General features: G+C 47.7%; 22 protein-coding genes. 18 read left to right on the top strand and 4 right to left on the bottom strand.

Going from position 1 to position 21,545, the window contains the following annotated elements; genetic code table 11:
• The first annotated feature begins 5 nt into the window (after nt 1-5).
• The 8 genes from secY (at nt 6) to B076_RS0110400 (ending at nt 5,751) form a co-directional block, all read left to right on the top strand.
• Nucleotides 6-1,316 (top strand): preprotein translocase subunit SecY, encoded by a 1,311-nt coding sequence (gene secY, locus B076_RS0110435; protein ID WP_028487268.1) that lies wholly within the window; start codon nt 6-8, stop codon nt 1,314-1,316.
• 85 nt (nt 1,317-1,401) lie between these two features.
• Complete coding sequence (gene rpsM, locus B076_RS0110430; protein ID WP_028487267.1) at nt 1,402-1,758, top strand: 30S ribosomal protein S13; 357 nt, start codon at nt 1,402-1,404, stop codon at nt 1,756-1,758.
• A 21-nt stretch (nt 1,759-1,779) separates the two neighbouring features.
• Nucleotides 1,780-2,169, top strand: coding sequence for a 30S ribosomal protein S11 (gene rpsK, locus B076_RS0110425; protein WP_028487266.1), 390 nt, complete (start codon nt 1,780-1,782; stop codon nt 2,167-2,169).
• A 14-nt stretch (nt 2,170-2,183) separates the two neighbouring features.
• Nucleotides 2,184-2,804, top strand: coding sequence for a 30S ribosomal protein S4 (gene rpsD / locus B076_RS0110420; protein ID WP_028487265.1), 621 nt, complete (start codon nt 2,184-2,186; stop codon nt 2,802-2,804).
• A gap of 25 nt (nt 2,805-2,829) precedes the next feature.
• Nucleotides 2,830-3,816, top strand: coding sequence for a DNA-directed RNA polymerase subunit alpha (locus tag B076_RS0110415; protein ID WP_028487264.1), 987 nt, complete (start codon nt 2,830-2,832; stop codon nt 3,814-3,816).
• A gap of 15 nt (nt 3,817-3,831) precedes the next feature.
• Nucleotides 3,832-4,218 carry a 50S ribosomal protein L17 gene (rplQ, locus tag B076_RS0110410; protein WP_028487263.1) on the top strand — a complete coding sequence of 129 codons (387 nt, stop codon included), beginning with the start codon at nt 3,832-3,834 and terminating at the stop codon, nt 4,216-4,218.
• Nucleotides 4,219-4,272: 54 nt separating this feature from the next.
• Entirely contained in the window at nt 4,273-5,016 is a 744-nt protein-coding gene (locus tag B076_RS12735) for a TatD family hydrolase (protein ID WP_028487262.1), read from the top strand.
• A gap of 6 nt (nt 5,017-5,022) precedes the next feature.
• The gene (locus B076_RS0110400) at nt 5,023-5,751 is read left to right on the top strand and encodes a tRNA threonylcarbamoyladenosine dehydratase (protein WP_407635174.1); all 729 of its coding nucleotides are present in this window, start codon (nt 5,023-5,025) and stop codon (nt 5,749-5,751) included.
• Between the two features lie 27 nt (nt 5,752-5,778).
• On the opposite strand, the gene B076_RS0110395 is transcribed toward B076_RS0110400, so the two are convergent.
• From B076_RS0110395 to B076_RS0110385, 3 genes are all read right to left on the bottom strand, one after another.
• The gene (locus B076_RS0110395; protein WP_051347305.1) at nt 5,779-6,576 is read right to left on the bottom strand and encodes a DUF2927 domain-containing protein; all 798 of its coding nucleotides are present in this window, start codon (nt 6,574-6,576) and stop codon (nt 5,779-5,781) included.
• Nucleotides 6,577-6,648: 72 nt separating this feature from the next.
• Complete coding sequence (gene uvrA / locus B076_RS0110390; RefSeq protein WP_028487259.1) at nt 6,649-9,456, bottom strand: excinuclease ABC subunit UvrA; 2,808 nt, start codon at nt 9,454-9,456, stop codon at nt 6,649-6,651.
• Between the two features lie 104 nt (nt 9,457-9,560).
• Nucleotides 9,561-10,307 carry an SIMPL domain-containing protein gene (locus B076_RS0110385; protein WP_028487258.1) on the bottom strand — a complete coding sequence of 249 codons (747 nt, stop codon included), beginning with the start codon at nt 10,305-10,307 and terminating at the stop codon, nt 9,561-9,563.
• A gap of 389 nt (nt 10,308-10,696) precedes the next feature.
• On the opposite strand from B076_RS0110385, the gene B076_RS0110380 reads away from it, so the two are divergent.
• The 6 genes from B076_RS0110380 to B076_RS0110355 all read left to right on the top strand — a co-directional run bounded on the left by B076_RS0110380 (nt 10,697) and on the right by B076_RS0110355 (nt 17,035).
• On the top strand, nt 10,697-12,091 hold the full coding sequence (locus B076_RS0110380) for an MFS transporter (RefSeq protein WP_028487257.1): 1,395 nt from the start codon (nt 10,697-10,699) through the stop codon (nt 12,089-12,091).
• 32 nt (nt 12,092-12,123) lie between these two features.
• Nucleotides 12,124-12,732, top strand: coding sequence for a single-stranded DNA-binding protein (gene ssb, locus B076_RS0110375; protein ID WP_028487256.1), 609 nt, complete (start codon nt 12,124-12,126; stop codon nt 12,730-12,732).
• Between the two features lie 246 nt (nt 12,733-12,978).
• Nucleotides 12,979-13,644, top strand: coding sequence for an ABC transporter ATP-binding protein (locus B076_RS0110370; protein ID WP_028487255.1), 666 nt, complete (start codon nt 12,979-12,981; stop codon nt 13,642-13,644).
• Between the two features lie 34 nt (nt 13,645-13,678).
• The gene (locus tag B076_RS0110365; protein ID WP_051347385.1) at nt 13,679-14,734 is read left to right on the top strand and encodes an extracellular solute-binding protein; all 1,056 of its coding nucleotides are present in this window, start codon (nt 13,679-13,681) and stop codon (nt 14,732-14,734) included.
• A 40-nt stretch (nt 14,735-14,774) separates the two neighbouring features.
• Nucleotides 14,775-16,361: an ABC transporter permease gene (locus B076_RS0110360; RefSeq protein ID WP_028487253.1), complete on the top strand. Its 1,587-nt coding sequence runs from the start codon at nt 14,775-14,777 to the stop codon at nt 16,359-16,361.
• Nucleotides 16,362-16,441: 80 nt separating this feature from the next.
• Nucleotides 16,442-17,035, top strand: a complete 594-nt coding sequence (locus B076_RS0110355; protein ID WP_028487252.1) for a hypothetical protein — start codon at nt 16,442-16,444, stop codon at nt 17,033-17,035.
• Nucleotides 17,036-17,097: 62 nt separating this feature from the next.
• Here the strand turns inward: B076_RS0110355 and ispB are convergent, their stop codons facing one another.
• Nucleotides 17,098-18,063: an octaprenyl diphosphate synthase gene (ispB, locus tag B076_RS0110350; protein WP_028487251.1), complete on the bottom strand. Its 966-nt coding sequence runs from the start codon at nt 18,061-18,063 to the stop codon at nt 17,098-17,100.
• Nucleotides 18,064-18,400: 337 nt separating this feature from the next.
• On the opposite strand from ispB, the gene rplU reads away from it, so the two are divergent.
• The 4 genes from rplU to proB all read left to right on the top strand — a co-directional run bounded on the left by rplU (nt 18,401) and on the right by proB (nt 21,434).
• Complete coding sequence (gene rplU / locus B076_RS0110345; RefSeq protein ID WP_028487250.1) at nt 18,401-18,715, top strand: 50S ribosomal protein L21; 315 nt, start codon at nt 18,401-18,403, stop codon at nt 18,713-18,715.
• Nucleotides 18,716-18,784: 69 nt separating this feature from the next.
• The gene (gene rpmA, locus B076_RS0110340) at nt 18,785-19,042 is read left to right on the top strand and encodes a 50S ribosomal protein L27 (protein WP_028487249.1); all 258 of its coding nucleotides are present in this window, start codon (nt 18,785-18,787) and stop codon (nt 19,040-19,042) included.
• 173 nt (nt 19,043-19,215) lie between these two features.
• Complete coding sequence (gene cgtA, locus B076_RS0110335; RefSeq protein WP_028487248.1) at nt 19,216-20,286, top strand: Obg family GTPase CgtA; 1,071 nt, start codon at nt 19,216-19,218, stop codon at nt 20,284-20,286.
• Between the two features lie 23 nt (nt 20,287-20,309).
• Nucleotides 20,310-21,434 carry a glutamate 5-kinase gene (proB, locus tag B076_RS0110330; protein WP_028487247.1) on the top strand — a complete coding sequence of 375 codons (1,125 nt, stop codon included), beginning with the start codon at nt 20,310-20,312 and terminating at the stop codon, nt 21,432-21,434.
• Nucleotides 21,435-21,545 lie beyond the last annotated feature (111 nt).

Raw genomic sequence — 21,545 nt, 5'->3', positions numbered from 1 at the left:
TCTTTATGACTAGTTCAATTGCATCCAACGCCATGAGTGATCTGAAAAACAAAATATTATTTGTTTTAGGTGCTCTAATTGTTTACCGTTTAGGTACACATATTCCTGTGCCATCTATTGATCCAGTCGCCTTGGCAGCAATGTTTGAACAGCAAAAGGGTACCATCCTAGACATGTTTAACATGTTCTCAGGTGGTGCCCTTGAGCGTCTCTCAATTTTTGCTTTAGGGATCATGCCTTACATCTCTGCATCGATTATCATGCAGCTTTTGACGGTTGTTTCACCAAAATTGGAACAGCTTAAAAAGGAAGGTGAGCACGGACGTCGCAAAATAACTCAATACACTCGAATGGGTACGGTAGTTTTAGCTACCTTCCAGGGACTAGGTGTTGCAGTGGCGTTAGAGTCACAAAATATAAATGGTATGTCTGTCGTTGTAGACCCAGGTTTCTTATTTAAGTTGACTGCGGTTACGACATTGGTTGGTGGAACCATTTTCTTGATGTGGTTGGGTGAGCAAATCACCGAACGTGGAATTGGGAATGGTATTTCATTAATCATTTTTGCCGGTATCGTAGCTGGGTTACCTTCTGCGTTAGGCGGTACGTTTGAACAAGTAAATACAGGTGCATTACATGCTATTACTGTATTTGTTTTACTTGCTCTGATTTTTGCGGTTATTGCATTTGTTGTTTTTGTTGAAAGGGGTCAAAGACGTATTCCTGTTCACTATGCTCAAAAAATGCGTGGTCGTAAACTGTACGGTGGTCAAGAAAGCCATCTGCCTTTGAAGTTAAACATGGCAGGTGTTATTCCTCCTATATTCGCCTCTAGCATTATCTTATTCCCGGCTACCTTGGGTGGTTGGTTTGGTACCGCTGAGAATATGGGTTGGTTGAAAGACATTGCAACCACAATGTCTCCTGGTCAGCCACTGTATATTTTGTTGTATGCATTAGCGATTATTTTCTTCTGTTTCTTTTATACGGCGATCGTATTTAATCCTAATGAAACAGCAGATAACTTAAGAAAATCGGGTGCATATTTGCCTGGTATTCGTCCAGGTCCACAAACTGCACGACATATTGATGGCATTATGGGTCGATTGACTCTAGCAGGTGCGATTTATATTACGGCTGTTTGTTTATTGCCAGAATTTTTAATTCTTTACTGGAATGTCCCTTTCTATTTTGGAGGAACATCATTGCTGATCATTGTGATTGTGGTTATGGATTTCATGACCCAAGTTCAAGCGCAAATGCAATCTACCCAGTATGAAGGCATGATGAAAAAAGCAAAATTTAAAGGAAAATAACTTACTGTTATTTATCTAGTAATTGATTTGGAAAACGAGTATAATGCTCTGTTTTTCAGTAGATGGAATTTAAGGGAGCGTCAAAATGGCTCGTATTGCCGGCGTAAACATACCAGTTAACAAGCATGTTGTTATTGGGTTGACTTCAATCTACGGGATTGGATCAACTATTTCAAAAGCAATTTGTTCGACTGTTAACGTGGATCCAACCACTAAGGTTAGAGAGCTAACTGAAGATCAGTTAGAAGCACTTCGTTCAGAAGTACAAAAGTATAAAATTGAAGGTGATTTACGACGTGATGTCTCTATGAACATTAAGCGATTAATGGACATGGGTTGTTACCGTGGTATCCGTCACCGTCGTAGTCTGCCTTTACGTGGACAACGTACAAAAACTAATGCACGTACTCGTAAAGGTCCAGTAAGACCGATTAAGAGATAACGCATAATTGCGAGAGTAGATATGGCAAAAGCAAATTCGCGTGTAAAAAAGAAAGTCAAACACGTCGTTACAGACGCTGTAGCGCATGTACATGCAACTTTCAACAACACCATCGTGACGATTACAGATCGTCAAGGTAACACTTTATGTTGGGCAACTTCTGGTGGAAGTGGTTTCCGCGGATCACGTAAAAGTACACCATTCGCAGCACAGGTTGCAGCAGAAAGAGCCGGTCAAATGGCTCATGACTATGGTGTCAAGAATATGGAAGTTATGGTTAAAGGTCCAGGACCTGGTCGTGACTCAGCTGTTCGTGGTTTACATAGTGCAGGATTCAAGATTACGGCTATTGCAGACGTAACTCCAATCCCACACAACGGTTGCCGACCACCTAAAAAACGTCGCGTTTAATATTTGAGGTAAACATGGCTAGATATATTGGACCAAAGTGTAAACTTGCCCGTCGTGAAGGTACTGATTTATTTTTGAAAAGCGGTGTTCGTAGCATCGAATCAAAATGTAAAATCGATCAACTACCTGGTCAACACGGTGCAGGTCGTAAGCGTGTAACTGAATATGGTTTACAGTTACGTGAAAAACAAAAAGTACGTCGTATGTATGGTGTACTTGAGAAGAAGTTCCGTCTTTACTATAAAGAAGCGGACCGTCGTAAAGGATCAACAGGTGTCAACTTGCTACAGATTCTTGAAAGCCGTTTAGATAACGTTGTTTATCGTATGGGCTTTGCTTCTACTCGTTCAGAAGCGCGTCAGTTAGTTTCTCACAAAGCTATTTTAGTGAATGGTCAGACTGTAAACATTCCTTCTTATGAAGTGACTGCGGGCGATACCATTACTATTAGAGAGAAAGCTCGTAACCAAAGCCGCATCGCGTCTGCACTTGAATTAAGTGCTCAGTCCAGTACGGTAGGTTGGGTTGAAGTAGATAGCACTAAATTTGAAGGAATCTTCAAATCTGTGCCAGATCGTTCAGATCTATCTGCAGACATTTCTGAAAACCTAATTGTTGAGCTTTACTCTAAGTAATACTTTCAAACGGAGATAACTTCTAATGCAAGAGATGTTAGAACAGCTGTTAACACCTCGTTTAGTAGATATTCAAAGACGATCAGATTTTCACAGTCGTGTAACTTTAGAACCTCTGGAAAGAGGTTTTGGTCATACACTGGGAAATGCATTACGTCGTATTTTGTTATCTTCTATGCCTGGTGCTGCGATTGTAGAAACCCAAATTGATGGAGTTCTTCATGAATATTCATCTATTGAGGGTGTCAGAGAAGATGTTTTAGAAATTCTTCTGAATCTAAAAGAAGTTTCTGTAAAACTGAACGCGAAAAGCAGTGCAGAATTGACTTTACATAAAAAAGGACCAGCAGTTGTTCGTGCATCAGACATAGAAGTTGATCATGATGTAGAGATTGCAAATCCTGATCACATCATTGCGCATGTGAGTGAAGGGGCTGAGTTGAACATGAGACTGAAAGTTGAGACCGGTATTGGGTACCGTCCAGCTATTCAGTCAGAAACAGAATCAACCCAAATTGGAAGCTTAAAGCTTGATGCCAGTTTCAGTCCTGTTCATACTGTGAGTTATGAAGTTCAGAATGCACGTGTGGAACAGCGTACAGACTTGGATAAATTGATCATTGATGTCGTAACGGATGGAACTTTGGATCCTGAAGATGCGATCAAACAAGCCGCTACTGTATTGCACTATCAATTGAATGCGTTCGTTGATCTTAAGCATAAAGAAGTTGCCGCACCAGAAGAAGAAGAGAACGAGTTTGATCCTATCTTCTTGCAACCGGTTGATGATCTTGAGTTGACTGTGCGTTCAGCAAACTGCTTGAAAGCAGAACAAATCTACTACATTGGTGATTTAGTTCAACGTTCTGAAACACACTTATTGAAAACACCTAACCTAGGTAAAAAATCTTTGCAGGAAATTAAAGACGTTCTTGCCCAAAGAGGTTTAGGTTTGGGAACTAAATTAGAAAACTGGCCACCAGCAAGCTTGGTGAGCAAAGAGTCAGTATAATATAAGGAAGCTATCATGCGTCATGGTAAATCAGGTCGTAAGTTTAATCGTAATAGCTCACACCGAAAGGCAATGTTTAAAAACATGTCTGCTTCACTATTTGAGCACGAAGTGATTCGTACTACGGTTGCTAAGGCAAAAGAACTTCGTACAGTGGCTGAGCCTTTGATTACACTTGCAAAAGAAGACAGTGTTCATAACCGTCGTATCGCTTTTGCACGTTTAGGTGATAAAGCAGCAGTTGGTAAGTTATTTTCAGAGTTAGGTCCACGTTACCAAGCTCGTCCAGGTGGATACATCCGCGTTTTGAAATGTGGTTTCCGTCCTGGTGATAATGCGCCAATGGCTATTGTTGAGTTGGTAGATCGTCCGGTCACGGACGCTAACGATTCAGCAGAATAAGCTATAACGATATAAAAAAGCCGGTTTTACCGGCTTTTTTTTGGCTTAAATTTTATGATCTTTGATACGCACTGTCATTTAGACGCCTTTACGGCCGATGAATTATCTGCTCAGCTCAACTCAAACCATCATTATCTTACGATGGGAACTTCTCTGCAAAACTGGAGTACAGTCTTAAGGCTTTCTAGCCAGTATCCTAACGTATTTCCAGCCCTTGGTTTGCATCCCTGGTTCGTCGATCACAACAGTTTCTCTTCACTCGTGCATTTAGAAAGCCTTTTGGAAAACGAGTCTATCCATGCATTGGGTGAAATTGGTTTAGACTTTTCGAAGGATTATGCGAATACTAAATCGCTACAGCTTGAAATCTTTGAACTTCAACTTAAGTTGGCTTTGCGCTTTGATTTACCGGTGTCATTGCATGTTTATAAAGCGCATAATGAAATGTTGGCCTTGCTCAAGCAATATCCTGTGAAAGGTGTTCTACATGGATTGGGCGCCAGTATTCAGATTGCACAAGCCTATCTTGATTTAGGGCTGTTATTTGGTGTTAATGCAGTTATATTACGTTCTAATGCACGGCGTTATCATCAATTGGTCAGTCACTTTGGAAGCAAGTCCTTGGTTCTGGAAACGGATGCCCCTAATGTCATCGTGCCTGGACAGGATCAAGCCCAGTTATACGATATCTTAGAGACTTTATCCGCTGTATCACGTTTAACCGGTGAATCGGTTGACTCCATAGAAAAGGTTACCGGCTGCAATGCCCAGCGTATTTTTAATTTAGTTAAGGAATGAATGTCTATGTCTGCGCTTTTTGAACGTAGTCTTTTGGTTTTTCAGCAAGCTGGAATCGATAATTTAAAACAGTCACACGTATTGGTTGCCGGGGTCGGTGGGGTCGGCGGTTTTGTGATTGAGGCCTTGGTCCGTGCCGGGGTAGGCCGTTTGACTATTGTGGATCATGATGATGTCTCCGAATCCAACTTAAACCGACAAATCATCGCCTTGCACTCTTCAATCGGACAGAACAAGGCGGAAGTGATGCGTGAACGAATTCATGACATCCATCCCGATTGCCAGGTGTCCATCTCCAAACAATTCATACGCCCAGACGATATGGATGCCTTGTTGGCGGGTGACTTTGACTATGTCATAGACGCGATCGATAGCTTGAATTGTAAGGTTGCTTTGGTGGCCTCCGCAGTGCAAAAAGGCATTCCGGTAGCTTCCAGCATGGGGGCTGGACGTCGAATTGATCCTGCCAAGATCGCCTTGTCCGATATTTCCAAAACCCACGGATGTGCGCTTGCACGCAATATGCGTCAACGGTTGAAAAAGCAGGGCATCAAAAAAGGGGTGATGACGGTTTTTTCAACCGAGTTGCCAAAAGAGCCAGGGCCAATGGAGGAGATTGAAGGTGCCCGTGGTAGGGTTGTCAATGGCACCGCAAGTTATATGCCCGGTATCTTCGGATTGATGCTGGCCGGCTACGTTATACAGAAGCTGGCGGCAACCGAGCATTCTGCCTAAATTCAATAGGACTGTGTCAGATGGATGCTAATAAAGTATGGGATACAGGCCCTGTTGATTAACGTTACGCTGGGCATTTTTCACTGTGCCGTCCTTTGTCAGTTTTTGTATCCTTGCTCGGATAATTGGCAGGCTTTGATCCAAAGGCATGCCCGCCTTTAATTCGGGCGAGTACAGTATCTTCAAAAACAGGTAATCCAAGCCGGTGAGCAGGTCTAATTTGCTGCTGTCGTTGGCGATGCTTGGAGCCACCCAGTCTGAATCATTGGGCAATCCCAATAGTTGGGTGGTTTCTTCCACCACACAAGCCGGCAGCAAGCCTCTGCTCATTATGTGATCGACAGGCAATATGACTACAGCATTTATAATTGCGCCATTTTCCCCCGTTTTAAAAGATCCCATGCAATGGCTGTTGCGTTCAATATCTGGGATGGTGCTCTGGGTGAAACGTGCTATGTCCGCTCGGTAATGTTGATCCTGTGTAAGCAGGATTTTTAGGTTGGCGTCATCCGCATTTTCAACCTGTTCTATTGGGTGTTGGGTGATCTGTTGTAATTGTTTTAGATGGACTTCGAATAGGTTTTCAATCATTGGGTTAGGCGCTAGGCCGTGATATTGGAAGACATAACGAATTGGAGCTTCCCATTTCAGCAGTCTGAAATCGGTTTGTTGATATTCGTTTTTCAAGGCGATTTCCACAAAGGCTTTTTCAATATAATCGGCGCTTTGCCATTGATTCAGTTTCGTATCAGCCAGGCTCGGTAAACTTTGAAAAAAGAGCAGCAGCAAAACCGGCAGGCCTGGTCGTCGAGATTTTAAATGCATAGACTTTCCAGAATCTTCTGTAAAACAGGCAGGCCTGCCTGTTTTTAAATATTAAGTGTCATAATCCCGTTTTTAGAGCATGTTTTTAAGGTAATAGCCGGTATGGGATTCAGGGGTGTTGGCCACCTGTTCGGGTGTGCCGCTGGCGACGATCTGGCCGCCGCCGGAACCACCTTCGGGGCCTAAGTCCACAATCCAGTCTGCGGTTTTGATGACATCCAGATTGTGTTCGATAATGACAATCGTATTTCCCTGATCTCGCAGATGGCGAATCACTTTGAGCAACAGTTCAATGTCATGAAAGTGCAGACCGGTGGTGGGCTCGTCCAGAATGTAGAGCGTATTGCCGGTATCGCGTTTGGAGAGTTCTTTGGCTAATTTTACACGTTGCGCTTCACCGCCGGACAGGGTGGTGGCGCTTTGACCGAGTTTGATATAGCCCAGCCCCACTTCTATCAGCATTTGCAGCTTGCGGGCAATGACCGGGATGGCATCAAAGAAAGCACGGGCATCTTCAGCGGTCATTTCCAGGATTTCGTGAATGTTTTTGCCTTTGTATTGCACCTGTAGGGTTTCTCGATTGTAGCGCGCGCCTTGACAGGCATCGCAAGGCACGTAGACATCCGGCAGGAAGTGCATCTCCACCTTGATCATGCCGTCCCCCTGGCAGGCTTCACAGCGTCCGCCTTTGACGTTAAAACTGAAACGTCCGGGCGTATAACCACGGGTGCGCGACTCTGGCGTGGCTGCAAGCAGTTCACGAATCGGTGTGAACAGTCCGGTATAGGTCGCCGGATTTGAACGCGGAGTGCGTCCAATCGCACTTTGGTCGATATTGACCGCCTTGTCGAAATGTTCTAGCCCTTCAACCGATTCGTAAGGCGCGGTGATTTGCATGGCGCCGTTGAGTTCGTTGGCGCTGATTTTGGACAGGGTTCCGTTAATCAGAGTCGATTTTCCTGAACCTGAAACGCCGGTTACGCAAGTCAACAGGCCTGCTGGGATTTCCAGAGTGACGTTTTGCAGGTTGTTGCCGCTGGCTCCTTTGATTGTGAGCCACTTGTTTTTGCTCGGTTCCAGGCGTTCGCCCGGGACTTCAATTTTTCGGGTGCCTTTGAGGAATTGCCCAGTCAGGGATTCCGGGTTATTGGTCACCTCTTCCGGCGTTCCCTGTGCCATGATGCGACCACCGTGGATACCGGCTCCGGGGCCAATGTCCAACACATAATCGGCGGCACGTATGGCGTCCTCATCGTGTTCCACAACAATGACGGTATTGCCCAAATCACGCAGATGGGTCAAGGTCGCCAATAGGCGATCGTTGTCGCGCTGGTGAAGCCCGATCGACGGTTCGTCAAGTACATACATGACCCCAACCAGGCCTGCTCCGATTTGGCTGGCGAGCCTGATTCGCTGGGCCTCACCACCAGACAAGGTTTCCGCACTTCGGCTCAGGGTCAAATAATTGAGTCCGACATTGACCAGAAAGCTCAAGCGTTCGTGTATCTCTTTGATGATTTTGTCGGCAATTTTGCCTTTGGCACCTTCCAGTTGAAGCTGGCTAAAGAATTCATGCAGTTCATTGATCGGTTGTTCGGTCAAAGAGGGAAGGGTGCGGTCCGCGATATAAACATGGCGGGCGGCGGTATTCAGACGAGTGCCTTCACACGACGGACAGAGTGTGCTGACACGATATTTATCCAACTCATCTCGCACCGACTTGCTCTCGGTTTCCGCGAAACGGCGTTCCATATTGGGAATGACCCCTTCAAAACGGCGGGTGTCGCTGTATTTGCCGTGCGGTAACGGAATCTTTTTGGTGCCGGAGCCATAGAGGATGACTTGGCGATGTTCCTCGGAAAGTTCTTCCCAAGGCGTTTCCACATCGAATTCGTAATGGTCGGCGACCGCTTTGAGCAGGTCGTAATAATATTTATGGCGACGGTCCCAGCCACGAATTGCCCCTCCGGCGAGACTCAGTTCGGGATGGGTGATGACGCGTTTGGGGTCAAAGTTGTCTTTGACACCAAGCCCGTCGCAACTTGGGCAGGCGCCGTGCGGGTTGTTGAAGGAGAAGATTCTCGGTTCCAGTTCCGGAACCGAATAGCCGCAATGCGGGCAGGAGAACTTTTCAGAAAAAAGCAGTTCAAAATCGTCCGATTCATCCATCGGCAGCACTCGAGCGATTCCGTCCGCCAGGCGCAGAGCGGTTTCAAACGACTCCGCAAGGCGCTGTTTGATGTCGGCTCGAACCTTGAAGCGGTCAACGATGACATCGATGTCGTGTTTCTTGTTTTTATCCAGTTGGATCTGCCCATCGAGTTCATGCACTACGCCGTCAATACGTGCGCGAATATAGCCTTGTGCCTGAAGTTCGTCCAGCAGCTGGTGGTGCTCGCCTTTTTTACCGCGAACCACCGGAGCAATCAGCAGGCATTTGCTGCCTTCCGGCAGGGTCAGCGTATGGTCAACCATTTGGCTGACGGTTTGAGCCTCTAAGTCACAAAGGTGGGTCGGGCAGCGCGGTGTGCCGGTACGCGCGTAGAGCAGTCTCAAGTAGTCGTAAATTTCGGTAACGGTTCCGACGGTGGAACGTGGATTGTGAGAGGTCGATTTTTGCTCGATCGAGATGGCTGGAGAGAGCCCTTCAATGTGATCCACATCAGGCTTTTCCATCATCGACAGGAATTGACGGGCGTAAGCCGATAGCGATTCCACATAGCGGCGCTGACCTTCCGCATAGATGGTGTCAAATGCCAGGGAGGATTTTCCAGAACCGGACAGGCCGGTAATCACAATTAGTTTGTCACGCGGCAAGGTGACATCAATGTTTTTTAAATTGTGGGTTCGTGCTCCCTGGATAATGATTTCTTCTAGCATGTGCGTCCGTCGTTTGAATAAAAAAACCATTATAACAAGATGAGACGCTTGTCACTCATCTGCAACATGGGGTTGGGCGATAAAGCGTGTGAACCGGTTCGGTTTTAGGGCGACGGGGAGCCTAATTGCAAAGTGCCGTCAATTTGAATGCGTAATTCGCTTTGCCCGGATTCAATCACCGGCGCGGCTTCCGACATGCTTCGAGCGGCTTGCAGGTAGGGTCGCGGGGGCTGAATTGCTGAAGGTGAATGAATTTGGGTTTTCACCAGCTGATAATGCGGCTTGCCAAAACTTTGGGCAATGAGCTCCGCTTGCTTTTGGTAACGTTTCAGTGCTTGTTGGGTCAAGTTGACAAGGGTTTTCTGGCGGGCCTCTTCCGAAATGCGGAATTGGGTCGATTCATAACTGAGGTATGGCTGCAATTGGGTCAGCAATTTAGGCAGGCCTGCCAGTTTTTCGGTCGTCAAAATCAATGACTGCCGGCCTTTCCAATGGGTGATGATCTGTTGTTTGTTATAAGCGGGGTAGACTTGATAGGGAGAGGTTTGCAATTGTATATGCGGCTGAGATTTCAATACCTTCAGCGCGGCTTGCATGTGTTGGTTGATTTCTTGCATTACGCCTTCAGCAGAAGGGGCTTGGGCGATATGACGAAAACGGATTTCCGCTACGTCATTGTCCAGTTGTTGGGCCTGGCTGATGCTGAAATGAACTTGATGCAACGGCTTGCTGTGAATGTCGTCGTTTTGTGCGTAAGCCATCGACTGGAAACCTAAAGTGAAAATCAGGCTGGCCGTCAAGCGGGCCAAGACGATTGTGAATGCTGGGGGCAGGGTGTGTACGAATCTCATAATGTTCCCTTTCAGTGAAGTCGTGGTGAGCGTTTCTGTTTGCTTGAATCTCAGCCGGTGGATGATGCACGATTTGTGTCTCATGCTGCGTTTTCGATGTTTATCACCGGTGAAAAAAGACAAGTTTTAATTATAGCGTGAGTCACAAACAGGGGTGTTATAATTGGCGACTTTATCTAAGGAACCTCTGATTGAATCCGTTTGAAATTCTGCGGGGCTTAGCCAAATTTGCCATCTCTGCGTTGTGAAGTTTTGTAAGGTCTAGACATGACTGCAACTTCACGCCTTGATCTGACAAACTTGGCGTTGCCAGAATCCAAACGGATTCAATTGGAGCTTCCCTAAGCGAACCTTTTCATACTTAAGAAGCTGAAATTAAGGATTTCTGAATGTCTGAACCCTCTCCCGCCGCTATGAATCCGACCGAGAAACGCGCCGCCCTGTCCGTTGCCGGAATCTTTTCCACCCGTATGCTCGGGTTGTTTATGATTTTTCCAGTGTTCGCCTTGTTTGCCGAGGCTGAATTTGCAGAGGTGACCGGAACGCAAATCGGTATCGCCATCGGTATTTACGGTTTGACTCAGGCGCTGTTGCAGATTCCTTATGGCATGCTGTCTGATAAGTATGGACGCAAACCTTTAATCATTGCTGGAATGTTGGTGTTTATGGCCGGTTCCGTGATGTGTGCCTTGGCCGATTCCATTGAAATGATGATCCTAGGGCGCGCCTTGCAGGGCATGGGAGCGGTTGCTGCGGTGTTGATGGCATCGGTGGCCGACCTGGTGAGTGAACAATTTCGACTCAGGGCCATGTCGATCGTGGGCATCACCATCGGTTTATCCTTTACCTTGTCGCTGATCGCCGGGCCGGTTCTGTCGGCCTGGTTTGGTGTGCGCGGCATTTTTTGGGTCACCGCCCTGTTGGGAATTATCGGAATTTTACTGGTGCTTTTCGCCATGCCCAAAATTCAAAATCAGGCGTTCCAACGCGAAGCCGAAACCGATCTAAGTCAGTTTGGTGAAATCCTCAAAAACCCCCAGTTGTTGCGTCTGGATTTTGGGGTGTTTGTACTGCATGCGATCTTGACGGCGATGTTTGTGGTGTTGCCTTTGGCGTTGCGCGACGGCGCCGGACTGGATAGTTTGCAACATTGGCATATTTATTTGCCGGTCATGCTGTTGTCGTTTGTGTTGATGGTGCCTTTCATTATTCAGGCCGAGAGTCGCGACCGTATGAAGCCGGTTTTTGTAGGAGCGATCGCCGTGGTGGCTTTGATGCAGCTTGGATTTATGAACTTCCATGAAGGTTTCTGGTCGTTGTTTTTCTTGTTGTTGATTTTCTTTACCGCCTTTAATTTATTGGAAGCCTCTTTACCTTCCTTGGTGGTCAAGCTGGCGCCGGCCGATAAAAAAGGAACCGCCAGCGGCGTCTATTCAACCAGCCAGTTTTTAGGTGCCGCATTGGGTGGTTTATTCGGTGGATATTTTTATCAGCATTATGGTTATAATGGTGTCTTTATGTTTACCTCAATCATCGGGTTGCTTTGGTTTCTGGCTGCGGCCACTATGCAGAAACCCATGCCTCTGAGCATCGCATCGGTGCCGGTTGGCCAAGTGGCTGAGAATGAAATTGAAGACTTGCAGAACAAGTTATTGGCTTATGACGGTGTATATGAAGTGGTGATCTTGCCGGAAGAGCAGCGCGCCTACTTTAAGGTGGATCGAAAAGTACAGAATGAAGAATCCTTGATTCGCTACATTCAGCAAAGTAAAGTCAGTCATTAACATTATAGAAATTAATTGGAAGAGAGAGCGGTATGCGTGGTGTAAATAAAGTCATTTTAGTCGGAACATTGGGTCGAGATCCTGAGGTGAAGTATTCAGCCAATGGCAATGCCATTGCCAACCTTAATGTCGCCACAAGCGAACAGTGGAATGATAAGTCCACTGGACAGAAACAAGAAAAAACCGAATGGCATCGTGTGGTTATTTTCGGCAAGTTGGCAGAGATCGCCGGTCAATATTTGACAAAAGGTTCACAGGTTTACCTTGAAGGTAAATTGCAAACCCGAAAATGGCAAGACCAGAATACCGGCCAGGACCGTTATAGCACCGAAGTGGTGATTGATGGCTTCTCTGGCAGCATGCAGATGTTGGGTGGTCGTCAAGGAGGCAGTGATACCTCATACGATAACAGCGGATTCGGCGGTGGGCAGAATCAAGCCCAGAATCAAGCAGGCATGGGGCAAGGTGGATTTCAACAGCCGGCCTCGGCACCAATGGGCGGCCAGATGGGGCAGCAGCCTATGAATCAAGGCGGTATGCAGCCCCCGCAACAGCCGCAACAACCCATGGGGGGGGCTCAGCCTCAAAAGGCACCGGCCTATGTGCCGAATGATTTTGACGATGATGATGTGCCGTTCTAATTTAAGATAAAATTAAAAACTGTTTAATTTTGTTTGAAACCCGCTTATATAGCGGGTTTTTTGTGCCTCGGTGAAGGGGAGGCAATCCCATAACATATGGTTGTATAAATTAAAGCAGGGGTTTGTTTGTGATCCTATTTGTTTTGTAAATGATAATAATTCTTTTTTGTATTGATGTTTGTATTTATAGCTTGTAAGATATTGTCCTAGGTTAAGCAGCTTAATGATAAAAGTGGAGTTTGCGACATGTTGGCAGTGAAGGATTTGAGCATCTCTTTGGGAGAGCGTCCAATATTGGAAAACTTTGTGATGGATATGCCACAGGGTGAAATTGTCGCCATTCTAGGACAGAGTGGCAGCGGCAAGACCACTGTGTTGCGGGCCATTGCCGGGTTGCAGTGTGCACAATCCGGAGAGGTGCACTTGAATCAAGCCTGTGTTCTCTGTGAAGGCCGGTGTTTGGTGCCACCTCAGAAGCGTGGAATCGGCATGGTATTTCAGGATTATGCGCTGTTTCCTCATATGACCGTGCAACAGAATATTACATTCGGCATTGCCGATTGGTCTAAAAAAGACCAGCAAAACCGTTTGAACGAGTTGTTGGATTTGGTGCGTCTACCTCAGGAGATGGCTAAACGTTATCCACATGAGTTGTCAGGCGGGCAACAACAACGGGTTGCGTTGGCGCGCGCCTTGGCTCCGCGACCGGGTTTGATTTTATTGGATGAGCCTTTTTCCAGTTTGGATTCCAGTACGCGTTACCCACTGGTGTTGGAAATGAAGTCTGTATTGAAGTCGGAAGGGGTCTCAGCCATTTTGGTCACCCACGACCCCAAAGAGGCCGAGTTGATGGCCGATCGCATTGGGTTGCTTGAAGCGGGTGTCATTGAAAACTGGCAGCAATTACATTAAAAGTCAGCAAACTTGGGATAAGGAAGGAGCTTTTATGCGCAATGCAGTGAAAACGACCCTAAGCGGTTTCAATATTTGGTTTTTGAGTTTATGGCTTGCCGTGCCCGTTTTAGGGTTTCATTCGCTTCAGGTTCAAGCGGCGGATGTCAGTGGTGAAAAAGAGGTGGTGGTTTACTCTTCCCGCAAGGAGCATCTGATTAAACCGGTGTTTGATGCCTTTACCGCCGAAACAGGAATTAAGGTTTCTTATTTAACAGGTAAGGACAACGCTTTGATTGAGCGGGTTAAGGCCGAAGGTGCGGCCACTCCAGCCGATGTGCTGATGACTGTGGATGCCGGCAACCTGTGGTATGCCGCCTCGCAAGATGTATTTCAGCCAATTCAAACCCCTTTGGTGAAGGAGTCCATTCCGGCGCATTTGCGTGATCCGGACGGATTATGGACAGGCCTGTCGATTCGTGCCCGTACCATTGTGTACAGTAGCGAACGCGTCAAACCCTCAGAATTGTCTTCGTATGAACAGCTGGCCGAGCCGCAATGGAAAGGGCGTTTGTGTTTGAGAACGGCCAAGAAGGTTTATACCAAGTCTTTGGTGTCGGCGCTGTTGGCGCATCATGGCGAGTCGCAAACCAGTCAGGTCATACAGGGTTGGGTAGACAACCTGGCGGCGGTTCCTATGGCTAAGGATTCGCATATTATGGATGCGATCATAGCGGGGCAGTGTGATGTTGGTTTGGTGAACACCTATTATTTTGGGCGCTTGCAAGAGAAAAACCCGGAGGTACCGCTTAAGTTATATTGGGCTAACCAGCAAACCACCGGTACTCATGTGAATGTCTCGGGCGCCGGAATCCTAAAGCATGCTAAACACCCAGAACTCGCGAACCGCTTATTGGCTTGGTTGGCCAGTGATTCTGCTCAGGAATTGTTTGCACGTTTGAATAAAGAGTTTCCGGCCAATCCCGCCGTCAAGTCGGATCCGTTGGTGGCGGCTTGGGGGACGTTTGAGCAGGACAAGCTGAATCTGCAACAGGTCGGTGCATTGCAAGCCGACGCAGTGAAGTTGATGCAGCGTAATGGATATCGATAAGCCTTGAGACTCGAAGTGGTTCAAAACCTTGAGGTGGCCTGTGTTTAAAGGCCGCCTTGTATTCATCTTTCTGACATTTCTTTTAGCTGCTCCGGTAGTGGTGGTGGCGTTTGCCTGGCTGAACCCTCAATGGGAACTGTTTGCACATTTTGCTGACACTTTATTGCCTGACATGCTGATGAATACGCTGATTCTATTGCTGGGTGTGGCTTTGGGGGCAGGCTTGCTGGGCACAGGGCTTGCGTGGTTGGTTACCATGTGTGAATTTCCCGGCCGACGCGCTTTTGAGATATTGTTTTTCCTGCCTTTTGTATTGCCGGCTTATGTAGTGGCGTTTGTTTATTTGGGTTTGCTGGACTTTGCCGGGCCTGTGCAAGGTTTTTTGAGGTCAGTTACTCCCTTCCAGGGGGTGGATATTCGTTCAGGTCATGCCGCCGTAATAACGGTATTCACACTGGTTTTTTATCCGTATGTCTATATGCTGGCCAAGATAGGTTTTCAGGCACAGCGGCACACTTATGTGGAGGCCAGTCAGATGCTTGGCGCCAGTCACTGGCGTACTTTTCGGACCGTCAGTTTGCCCTTGGCTCGCCCGAGCATTGTCGCCGGCATCACTCTCGCCTTAATGGAAACCATTTCCGACTTTGGTGTGGTTTCGATGTTTAACTACGATACCTTCACGACGGTGATTTATTCAGCCTGGGAAGATTACCGCAGTATCGAAGTGGCGGCTCAGGTGGCGAGCCTTTTGGTGTTGTTTAGCTTTATTCTGATTGCGGTTGAGCGTTACAGTCGCGGGCGCGCCAAGTTTTATACCGATCAATGTATGATCAGTCGGCCGTTTCAGTTGCAAGGTAGGCGTGCCTTTCTGGCGGTGGTTGCGAGTCTGTTGGTGGTTGGTCTAAGTTTCATCGCGCCGCTTTTGCAGTTGCTGGTTTGGGGCTGGCAGACGTTCACTGTTGAATGGCAGGATCAGTATTGGAGCTGGATGTTCAATACCCTGGCTTTAGGGGTCATGGCCGCTTTGATGTCGGTGTCTGTGGCGCTGATGTTGCTGAGTATCAAGTACCGCAGTCGTAAGCCTTCCAAAAGCGCTAATCTGCTGTTGAGTTTTGCCAGCATGGGTTATGCCTTGCCGGGATCAGTCATGGCGATTGGCTTGCTGTTTGTGCTCTTTATTGTTGAGACGTGGGTCAAGCAGTGGTTTGGTTTTGAACTTCTGTTATTGGTGTCCGGTGGTTTGGGTATTTTGCTTTATGCCTATTTGAGCCGTTTTATCGCCGTTGCGATCGGTCCGGTTGAAGGCGCCTTTGAAAGCATTCATCCCAGTTATGTAGAGGCGGCGCAAACACTGGGAGCGAACCGTTTTAAGATATTCAGACGGGTCTATTTGCCTTTGGTGTTGCCGGGTGTCGCCGTGGCTTTTCTATTGGTGGCGGTGGATGTGATGAAAGAGTTGCCCGCCACCTATCTGCTCCGCCCCTATGGGTGGGATACCTTGGCGATTCAGGTTTATGAGCTGGCCGCGGAAGGTTTGTATGAGCGCGCGGCACTGCCTTCTTTGTTGCTGATTGGCATGAGCCTGCTGATTCTGCTGGTGGTCAAGCGCATTGAGCTGAAGTCCTGACGGAAAAAATCTAAACTTTTAGTCGAATTAGACTTTAATAATGGCGTCGGTGGTCGATACCCTGTTTAGAGGTATTTACAATGAATGAACGCAATGCCATTTCGCCGTCGGTGAAGTATTTTTTCAAACAGCTTGAACGGCGTTCCAACGCCCTGAAACAGGAACGTGAGTTTGAAGAGCATGCCCGCAGGATGGTTCCGTTTGATGAAGTAGAAAGCTTTTTCAGGCGGATCATGTCGCAAAATATTTTTATACATACCGTGGGGCAAAACGGGAGACCTGAATCTACTATCCTTGCTAAGGCGGTTTTCAGTATGAACCGGGTGGTGAGGGTCTATTACAGCACCAGTTATGATGAGAACGACAGTGGCTTTATTCGGATCATGCCACATAATGAGCAGCAGATCATTGTCGTCGAAAGGATGCATGGTTTCCGTCCAAAACCCGAGATACTTTACCAGTCGCATGACGAATGCCATGTGATTCGCTTTATGGTTCGTTGGTTGATGCGCCGCATCGATTGGAGTAAGACACATTTGCATAATCTGGAGCTCTACAAACAATATCTGGAGCAGCAGAAGCAAGAGTTTGAAAAGCAAATGGCGGAACAGGAAGCCTTAATGCTGGAAGAGCAGATGGCTGAAGCGATGAAGAAACTCAAAGGCAAGGTATAGGCGACAGAAGCTGACGCTAGACTGTTCAAGTGTTGGCGTTTTTTATAAAACGCCGGCAAAGGTTAATGGTTGCGGTTCACCGCCAGGTCAGCCAAAGCCAGTAAAGCTTCTTTGATTGGCGTCTTCTCCAACACTTCTAGGGCCCGCTTGGCTTTTTGCGCTTCTTGTCGGGCCAGGCCGGTGGTGTAATCAATGGCGCCCGATTTCTGAATGATGCGGGTGACTTCATCCAGCAGGGCGATGCCTTCGTTTTCGATTGCCCGGCGAACCACGGACTGTTCTTCTTCTTGTCCGTTTTCGAGTACATAGATCAGCGGCAAGGTCGGTTTGCCTTCCGCCAGGTCGTCGCCGATATTTTTCCCCAATTCAGCTTCATCCGCCATGTAGTCCAGAGCGTCGTCAATCAGCTGAAACGCTGCGCCGATATGCCGGCCGTAGAGAATGAAAGCGTCTTCCAGTTCAGGTTTCTCGGCGAGTATCGGCCCCATTTGGGTTGCGGCTTCAAACAGCTTGGCGGTTTTGCGGTGGATGACTTCCATGTAACGGGCTTCAGTGGTGTCGGCGTCATGGCAGTTGAGCAGTTGTAGTACCTCACCTTCTGCAATCACATTGGTGGCTTCTGACATGACTTGCATGATGCGTAAAATGCCGGGCTCCACCATCATCTCAAATGAACGTGAATAGAGAAAATCGCCAACTAGCACGCTGGCCGCATTGCCCCAGACTTCATTGGCGGTTTTGTTGCCGCGACGGGTGTCAGATTCGTCCACGACATCATCGTGCAACAGGGTTGAGGTGTGGATGAACTCGATGACCGCCGCCATCAATTGGTGATCGCTGCCTTGGTAACCACAGGCTCGGGCGCTCAAAAGTGTGAGCAGGGGACGCAGGCGTTTACCGCCGTTATTGATGATGTAATGGCCGATTTGATTAATGAGGACCACATCAGAAGACAAGCGTTGAAGAATAAGCGAGTCGGTCGCCTGGATGTCATCTTGAATTAACTCTCGAATTTCTGATAGGTTCATAGGTTTGGCCAAGAGGCAGGTTGGTGCCAGTCAATATAAAGCCGTTATTCTAGTATGATTTGAGTGTCTGTGCTAGTATTTTACCGTGAATCTTGAGGCGCTTTGATAGGCGGTCTCATAGGGTCGTTGCCAGGCTTATAATCGGGCTCTTGCAAAGGGCAGAAGGCCGTTCTTGTAGATAAGTTGACGAGACCTTGCCCTCAACGGACAGGCCTGTTGAATTTTATTTGCATTTTTTTGTAAATAGTTTTGACCTGATTTTAAAAAAGCTATATAATCCCGCCTTTGCCGAAGTTGACGGCTAATAGAAAAGAATTTTGAATCCGGGAGAAGTTCCATGTACGCGGTAATTAAAACCGGTGGTAAGCAATATCGAGTTCGTGAAGGTCAAGTACTACGCATTGAGTCTTTGAATGCAGAAGCAGGCGATGCAGTTGAATTTGACGAAGTATTGATGGTTGGTGAAGGCGCTGATGTCAAAATCGGTACGCCTGTTGTTGAAGGTGCAAAAGTTTCTGCAACCGTTGAGTCAAACGGTCGTGGTAAAAAAGTAACCATCATCAAGTTCCGTCGTCGTAAGAACCGATCTAAAACTAAGCAAGGCCACCGCCAAAACTATACTGAAGTTAAAATCGGTAAGATTTCAGCTTAAGTTTCAATTGAATCCAAAACCGGGTTGCTTCTGAGTAGGGGGTAACCGGGTTAAGAAGAGGACTATACCATGGCTCATAAGAAGGCTGCAGGTAGTACTAAAAACGGTCGCGATTCCAACGCCAAACGCTTAGGTGTTAAGCGTTTTGGTGGTGAAGTGGTTTCAGCGGGAAGCATCATTGTTCGTCAGCGCGGTACTAAGTTCCACGCTGGTGTGAACGTTGGTCGCGGCAAGGACGATACTTTATTTGCAAAAGCAGACGGACACGTTGCTTTCGTATCTAAAGGTAAGCCAGTACGTACCTATGTAACGATTGTATCTGAATAATAATATTCATTCAGTACGATTGATAAAAAACGCCCCGCTTTGTCGGGGCGTTTTTTTTGTCATTTCATTTTTAGTTGGTGGTTTTTTTGCCGCTGATGATAAAATTCTTAGTTCAAAAAGGCCAATTTGTTTTTGGCTCTTGATTGTTCGCACAGAAGTTAAAAGGATATCCCATGCAATTTGTAGATGAAGCTCCTATACATGTTGAAGCAGGAAGAGGCGGCAATGGTGTCGTGAGTTTTCGTCGCGAAAAGTTCATTCCGTTTGGTGGACCCAATGGCGGTGACGGCGGTGACGGCGGCAGTGTCTATCTGTTGGCCGACCGTAATCTGAATACGCTGGTGGATTTTCGCTATACCAAAAATTACCGTGCGCAGAATGGCCAGGGCGGAATGGGGCAGCAGAAAACCGGATCGGCGGGTGAGGATATGGTTATTCCTGTGCCGGTGGGCACCACGGTGACCGACATGGATACCCGCGAAGTGATCGGCGATTTGACCGAGCACGGACAAAAGCTTCTGGTGGCGCATGGCGGCCGCCACGGTTTGGGTAATATTCATTTCAAGAGCAGTCGAAACCGTACGCCACGCCAGTGCACTCCGGGTGAGGACGGTGAAGAGCGTAACCTGATGCTGGAATTGAAGGTTTTGGCGGATGTGGGGCTGCTGGGTATGCCGAATGCCGGAAAGTCGAGTTTGATCACCGCCGTTTCTGCTGCTCGCCCCAAAGTAGCCAATTATCCGTTTACCACGCTTTACCCAAATTTAGGGGTGGTACGTGTCTCTCCGGAATCGAGTTTTGTCATCGCCGATATTCCCGGGTTGATCGAGGGGGCGGCCGAAGGTGCCGGGCTTGGCATTCAGTTCTTGAAGCACCTTTCGCGAACCGGTTTGTTATTGCATGTGGTTGATATCGCACCCATGGATGAATCGGATCCGGTGGACAACATCAAAGTCATCCAGAAAGAACTTGAGAAATACAGTGAAGAGCTTGCCGGAAAAGAACGTTGGCTGGTGTTGAATAAGGCTGATTTGCTGCTGGAAGATGAGGTGGCGGAATTGCGTGATCGAATCGTCGAAGAAACCCAGTGGCAAGGCCCGGTTCACGTAATTTCGGCGGTACAGCGCGAGGGCACTACTCAATTGGTCAATGAGATCGCTTATGCGTTGGAGCAGAATCGTCTTGAGCACCAAGAGGAAGAGGTGCCGATGCGCGCTTCGGTTGACGACGATTTTGAATTTTAGCAGGCCTGGTAGAGTTTAGGTAAATGGAACGTTTAGAGTTAAAGCAGAGTAAGCGCTGGGTCATTAAAATCGGCAGCGCCCTATTGACGAATGACGGTCAGGGTTTGAATCTGGCCGAACTCAAGAAATGGGTCAAGCAGATGGTACGCTTGCGTGAGCAAGGTGTTGAAGTGGTGATTGTCTCTTCCGGTTCGGTGGCCGAAGGCATGCAGCGTTTGGGTTGGAAAACACGTCCGTCGGCATTGCATGAGTTGCAGGCCGCCGCTGCCGTTGGGCAGATGGGGTTGGTGCAGGCGTATGAATCCGAGTTCGCCCATTATGACATCCGCACCGCGCAAATACTGATGACGCACGATGACTTGTCAAACCGCAAGCGTTACCTGAATGTCAAAAGCACCCTGCAGACTTTGTTGTCTTATGGTGTGATTCCAGTCATCAATGAGAACGACACGGTGGTGACCGACGAGATTCGTTTTGGCGACAATGATACTCTGGCGGCTTTGACCGCTAATCTGATCGGAGCGGATGTGTTGGTGATTTTGACCGACCAGCAGGGGTTGTACGACGATAATCCGCGTGAGAACCCGAATGCCAAATTGATTGGTAAGGCGCAGGTGAGTCGCAAGGACATAGAGGCGATGGCCAGTCCGACGGGCGGAGCCTTGGGGAAAGGCGGTATGTACACCAAGGTCATGGCCGCCAAACGTGCCGCGCGTTCGGGCACTGCCACTTTGATCGCTTCGGGCCGTGAAGCCGATATTTTACCGAGGCTGTTCGCAGGTGAGCAGCAAGGAACCTTGTTGGTACCAGATTTGGAACCCTTGACGGCGCGACAGCAATGGTTGGCCGGGCATTTGCAGGCCAAAGGCAAGGTGGTGTTGGACGATGGCGCGGTCGCGATGTTGCAGAATTCCGGCAAGAGCTTGCTGCCGATTGGCGTCAAGTCTGTTGAAGGTCGTTTTCAGCGCGGAGAGATGGTGGTGTGTTTCAATCAGGCCGGTCAAGAAGTGGCACGCGGCCTCATTAATTACCCTATTCATGAAGCCCAGAAAATCGTCGGCCAGCCCAGTCATCAGATTGAAGCGATTTTAGGTTATGTTGATGAAGAATCTCTGATCCATCGCGATAATTTGGTTTTGTCTGAATAACTTAATTTAATATTGTGAATAAACCGCCATCATTTTGCTGACAGTTGATGGCGCTCTTTCATCCCCCTCTTTTTGTTCTCTCTTTTACCAGGCCTGCCGGTTTTTAGTTAA

Origin of the sequence: Thiomicrorhabdus chilensis DSM 12352, assembly GCF_000483485.1 — a bacterium.
Lineage (GTDB): Bacteria > Pseudomonadota > Gammaproteobacteria > Thiomicrospirales > Thiomicrospiraceae > Thiomicrorhabdus > Thiomicrorhabdus chilensis.
Note: the sequence above shows the minus strand (reverse complement) of the source record. Positions and strands in the feature narration are given on the sequence as shown.

What these genes read in the sequence shown, in the direction of transcription:
- secY (WP_028487268.1), top strand. Translation starts at nt 6, where the DNA reads ATGACTAGTTCAATTGCATCCAACGCCATGAGTGATCTGAAAAACAAA.
- rpsM (WP_028487267.1), top strand. Translation starts at nt 1,402, where the DNA reads ATGGCTCGTATTGCCGGCGTAAACATACCAGTTAACAAGCATGTTGTT.
- rpsK (WP_028487266.1), top strand. Translation starts at nt 1,780, where the DNA reads ATGGCAAAAGCAAATTCGCGTGTAAAAAAGAAAGTCAAACACGTCGTT.
- rpsD (WP_028487265.1), top strand. Translation starts at nt 2,184, where the DNA reads ATGGCTAGATATATTGGACCAAAGTGTAAACTTGCCCGTCGTGAAGGT.
- B076_RS0110415 (WP_028487264.1), top strand. Translation starts at nt 2,830, where the DNA reads ATGCAAGAGATGTTAGAACAGCTGTTAACACCTCGTTTAGTAGATATT.
- rplQ (WP_028487263.1), top strand. Translation starts at nt 3,832, where the DNA reads ATGCGTCATGGTAAATCAGGTCGTAAGTTTAATCGTAATAGCTCACAC.
- B076_RS12735 (WP_028487262.1), top strand. Translation starts at nt 4,273, where the DNA reads ATGATCTTTGATACGCACTGTCATTTAGACGCCTTTACGGCCGATGAA.
- B076_RS0110400 (WP_407635174.1), top strand. Translation starts at nt 5,023, where the DNA reads ATGTCTGCGCTTTTTGAACGTAGTCTTTTGGTTTTTCAGCAAGCTGGA.
- B076_RS0110395 (WP_051347305.1), bottom strand. Translation starts at nt 6,576, where the DNA reads ATGCATTTAAAATCTCGACGACCAGGCCTGCCGGTTTTGCTGCTGCTC.
- uvrA (WP_028487259.1), bottom strand. Translation starts at nt 9,456, where the DNA reads ATGCTAGAAGAAATCATTATCCAGGGAGCACGAACCCACAATTTAAAA.
- B076_RS0110385 (WP_028487258.1), bottom strand. Translation starts at nt 10,307, where the DNA reads ATGAGATTCGTACACACCCTGCCCCCAGCATTCACAATCGTCTTGGCC.
- B076_RS0110380 (WP_028487257.1), top strand. Translation starts at nt 10,697, where the DNA reads ATGTCTGAACCCTCTCCCGCCGCTATGAATCCGACCGAGAAACGCGCC.
- ssb (WP_028487256.1), top strand. Translation starts at nt 12,124, where the DNA reads ATGCGTGGTGTAAATAAAGTCATTTTAGTCGGAACATTGGGTCGAGAT.
- B076_RS0110370 (WP_028487255.1), top strand. Translation starts at nt 12,979, where the DNA reads ATGTTGGCAGTGAAGGATTTGAGCATCTCTTTGGGAGAGCGTCCAATA.
- B076_RS0110365 (WP_051347385.1), top strand. Translation starts at nt 13,679, where the DNA reads ATGCGCAATGCAGTGAAAACGACCCTAAGCGGTTTCAATATTTGGTTT.
- B076_RS0110355 (WP_028487252.1), top strand. Translation starts at nt 16,442, where the DNA reads ATGAATGAACGCAATGCCATTTCGCCGTCGGTGAAGTATTTTTTCAAA.
- ispB (WP_028487251.1), bottom strand. Translation starts at nt 18,063, where the DNA reads ATGAACCTATCAGAAATTCGAGAGTTAATTCAAGATGACATCCAGGCG.
- rplU (WP_028487250.1), top strand. Translation starts at nt 18,401, where the DNA reads ATGTACGCGGTAATTAAAACCGGTGGTAAGCAATATCGAGTTCGTGAA.
- rpmA (WP_028487249.1), top strand. Translation starts at nt 18,785, where the DNA reads ATGGCTCATAAGAAGGCTGCAGGTAGTACTAAAAACGGTCGCGATTCC.
- cgtA (WP_028487248.1), top strand. Translation starts at nt 19,216, where the DNA reads ATGCAATTTGTAGATGAAGCTCCTATACATGTTGAAGCAGGAAGAGGC.
- proB (WP_028487247.1), top strand. Translation starts at nt 20,310, where the DNA reads ATGGAACGTTTAGAGTTAAAGCAGAGTAAGCGCTGGGTCATTAAAATC.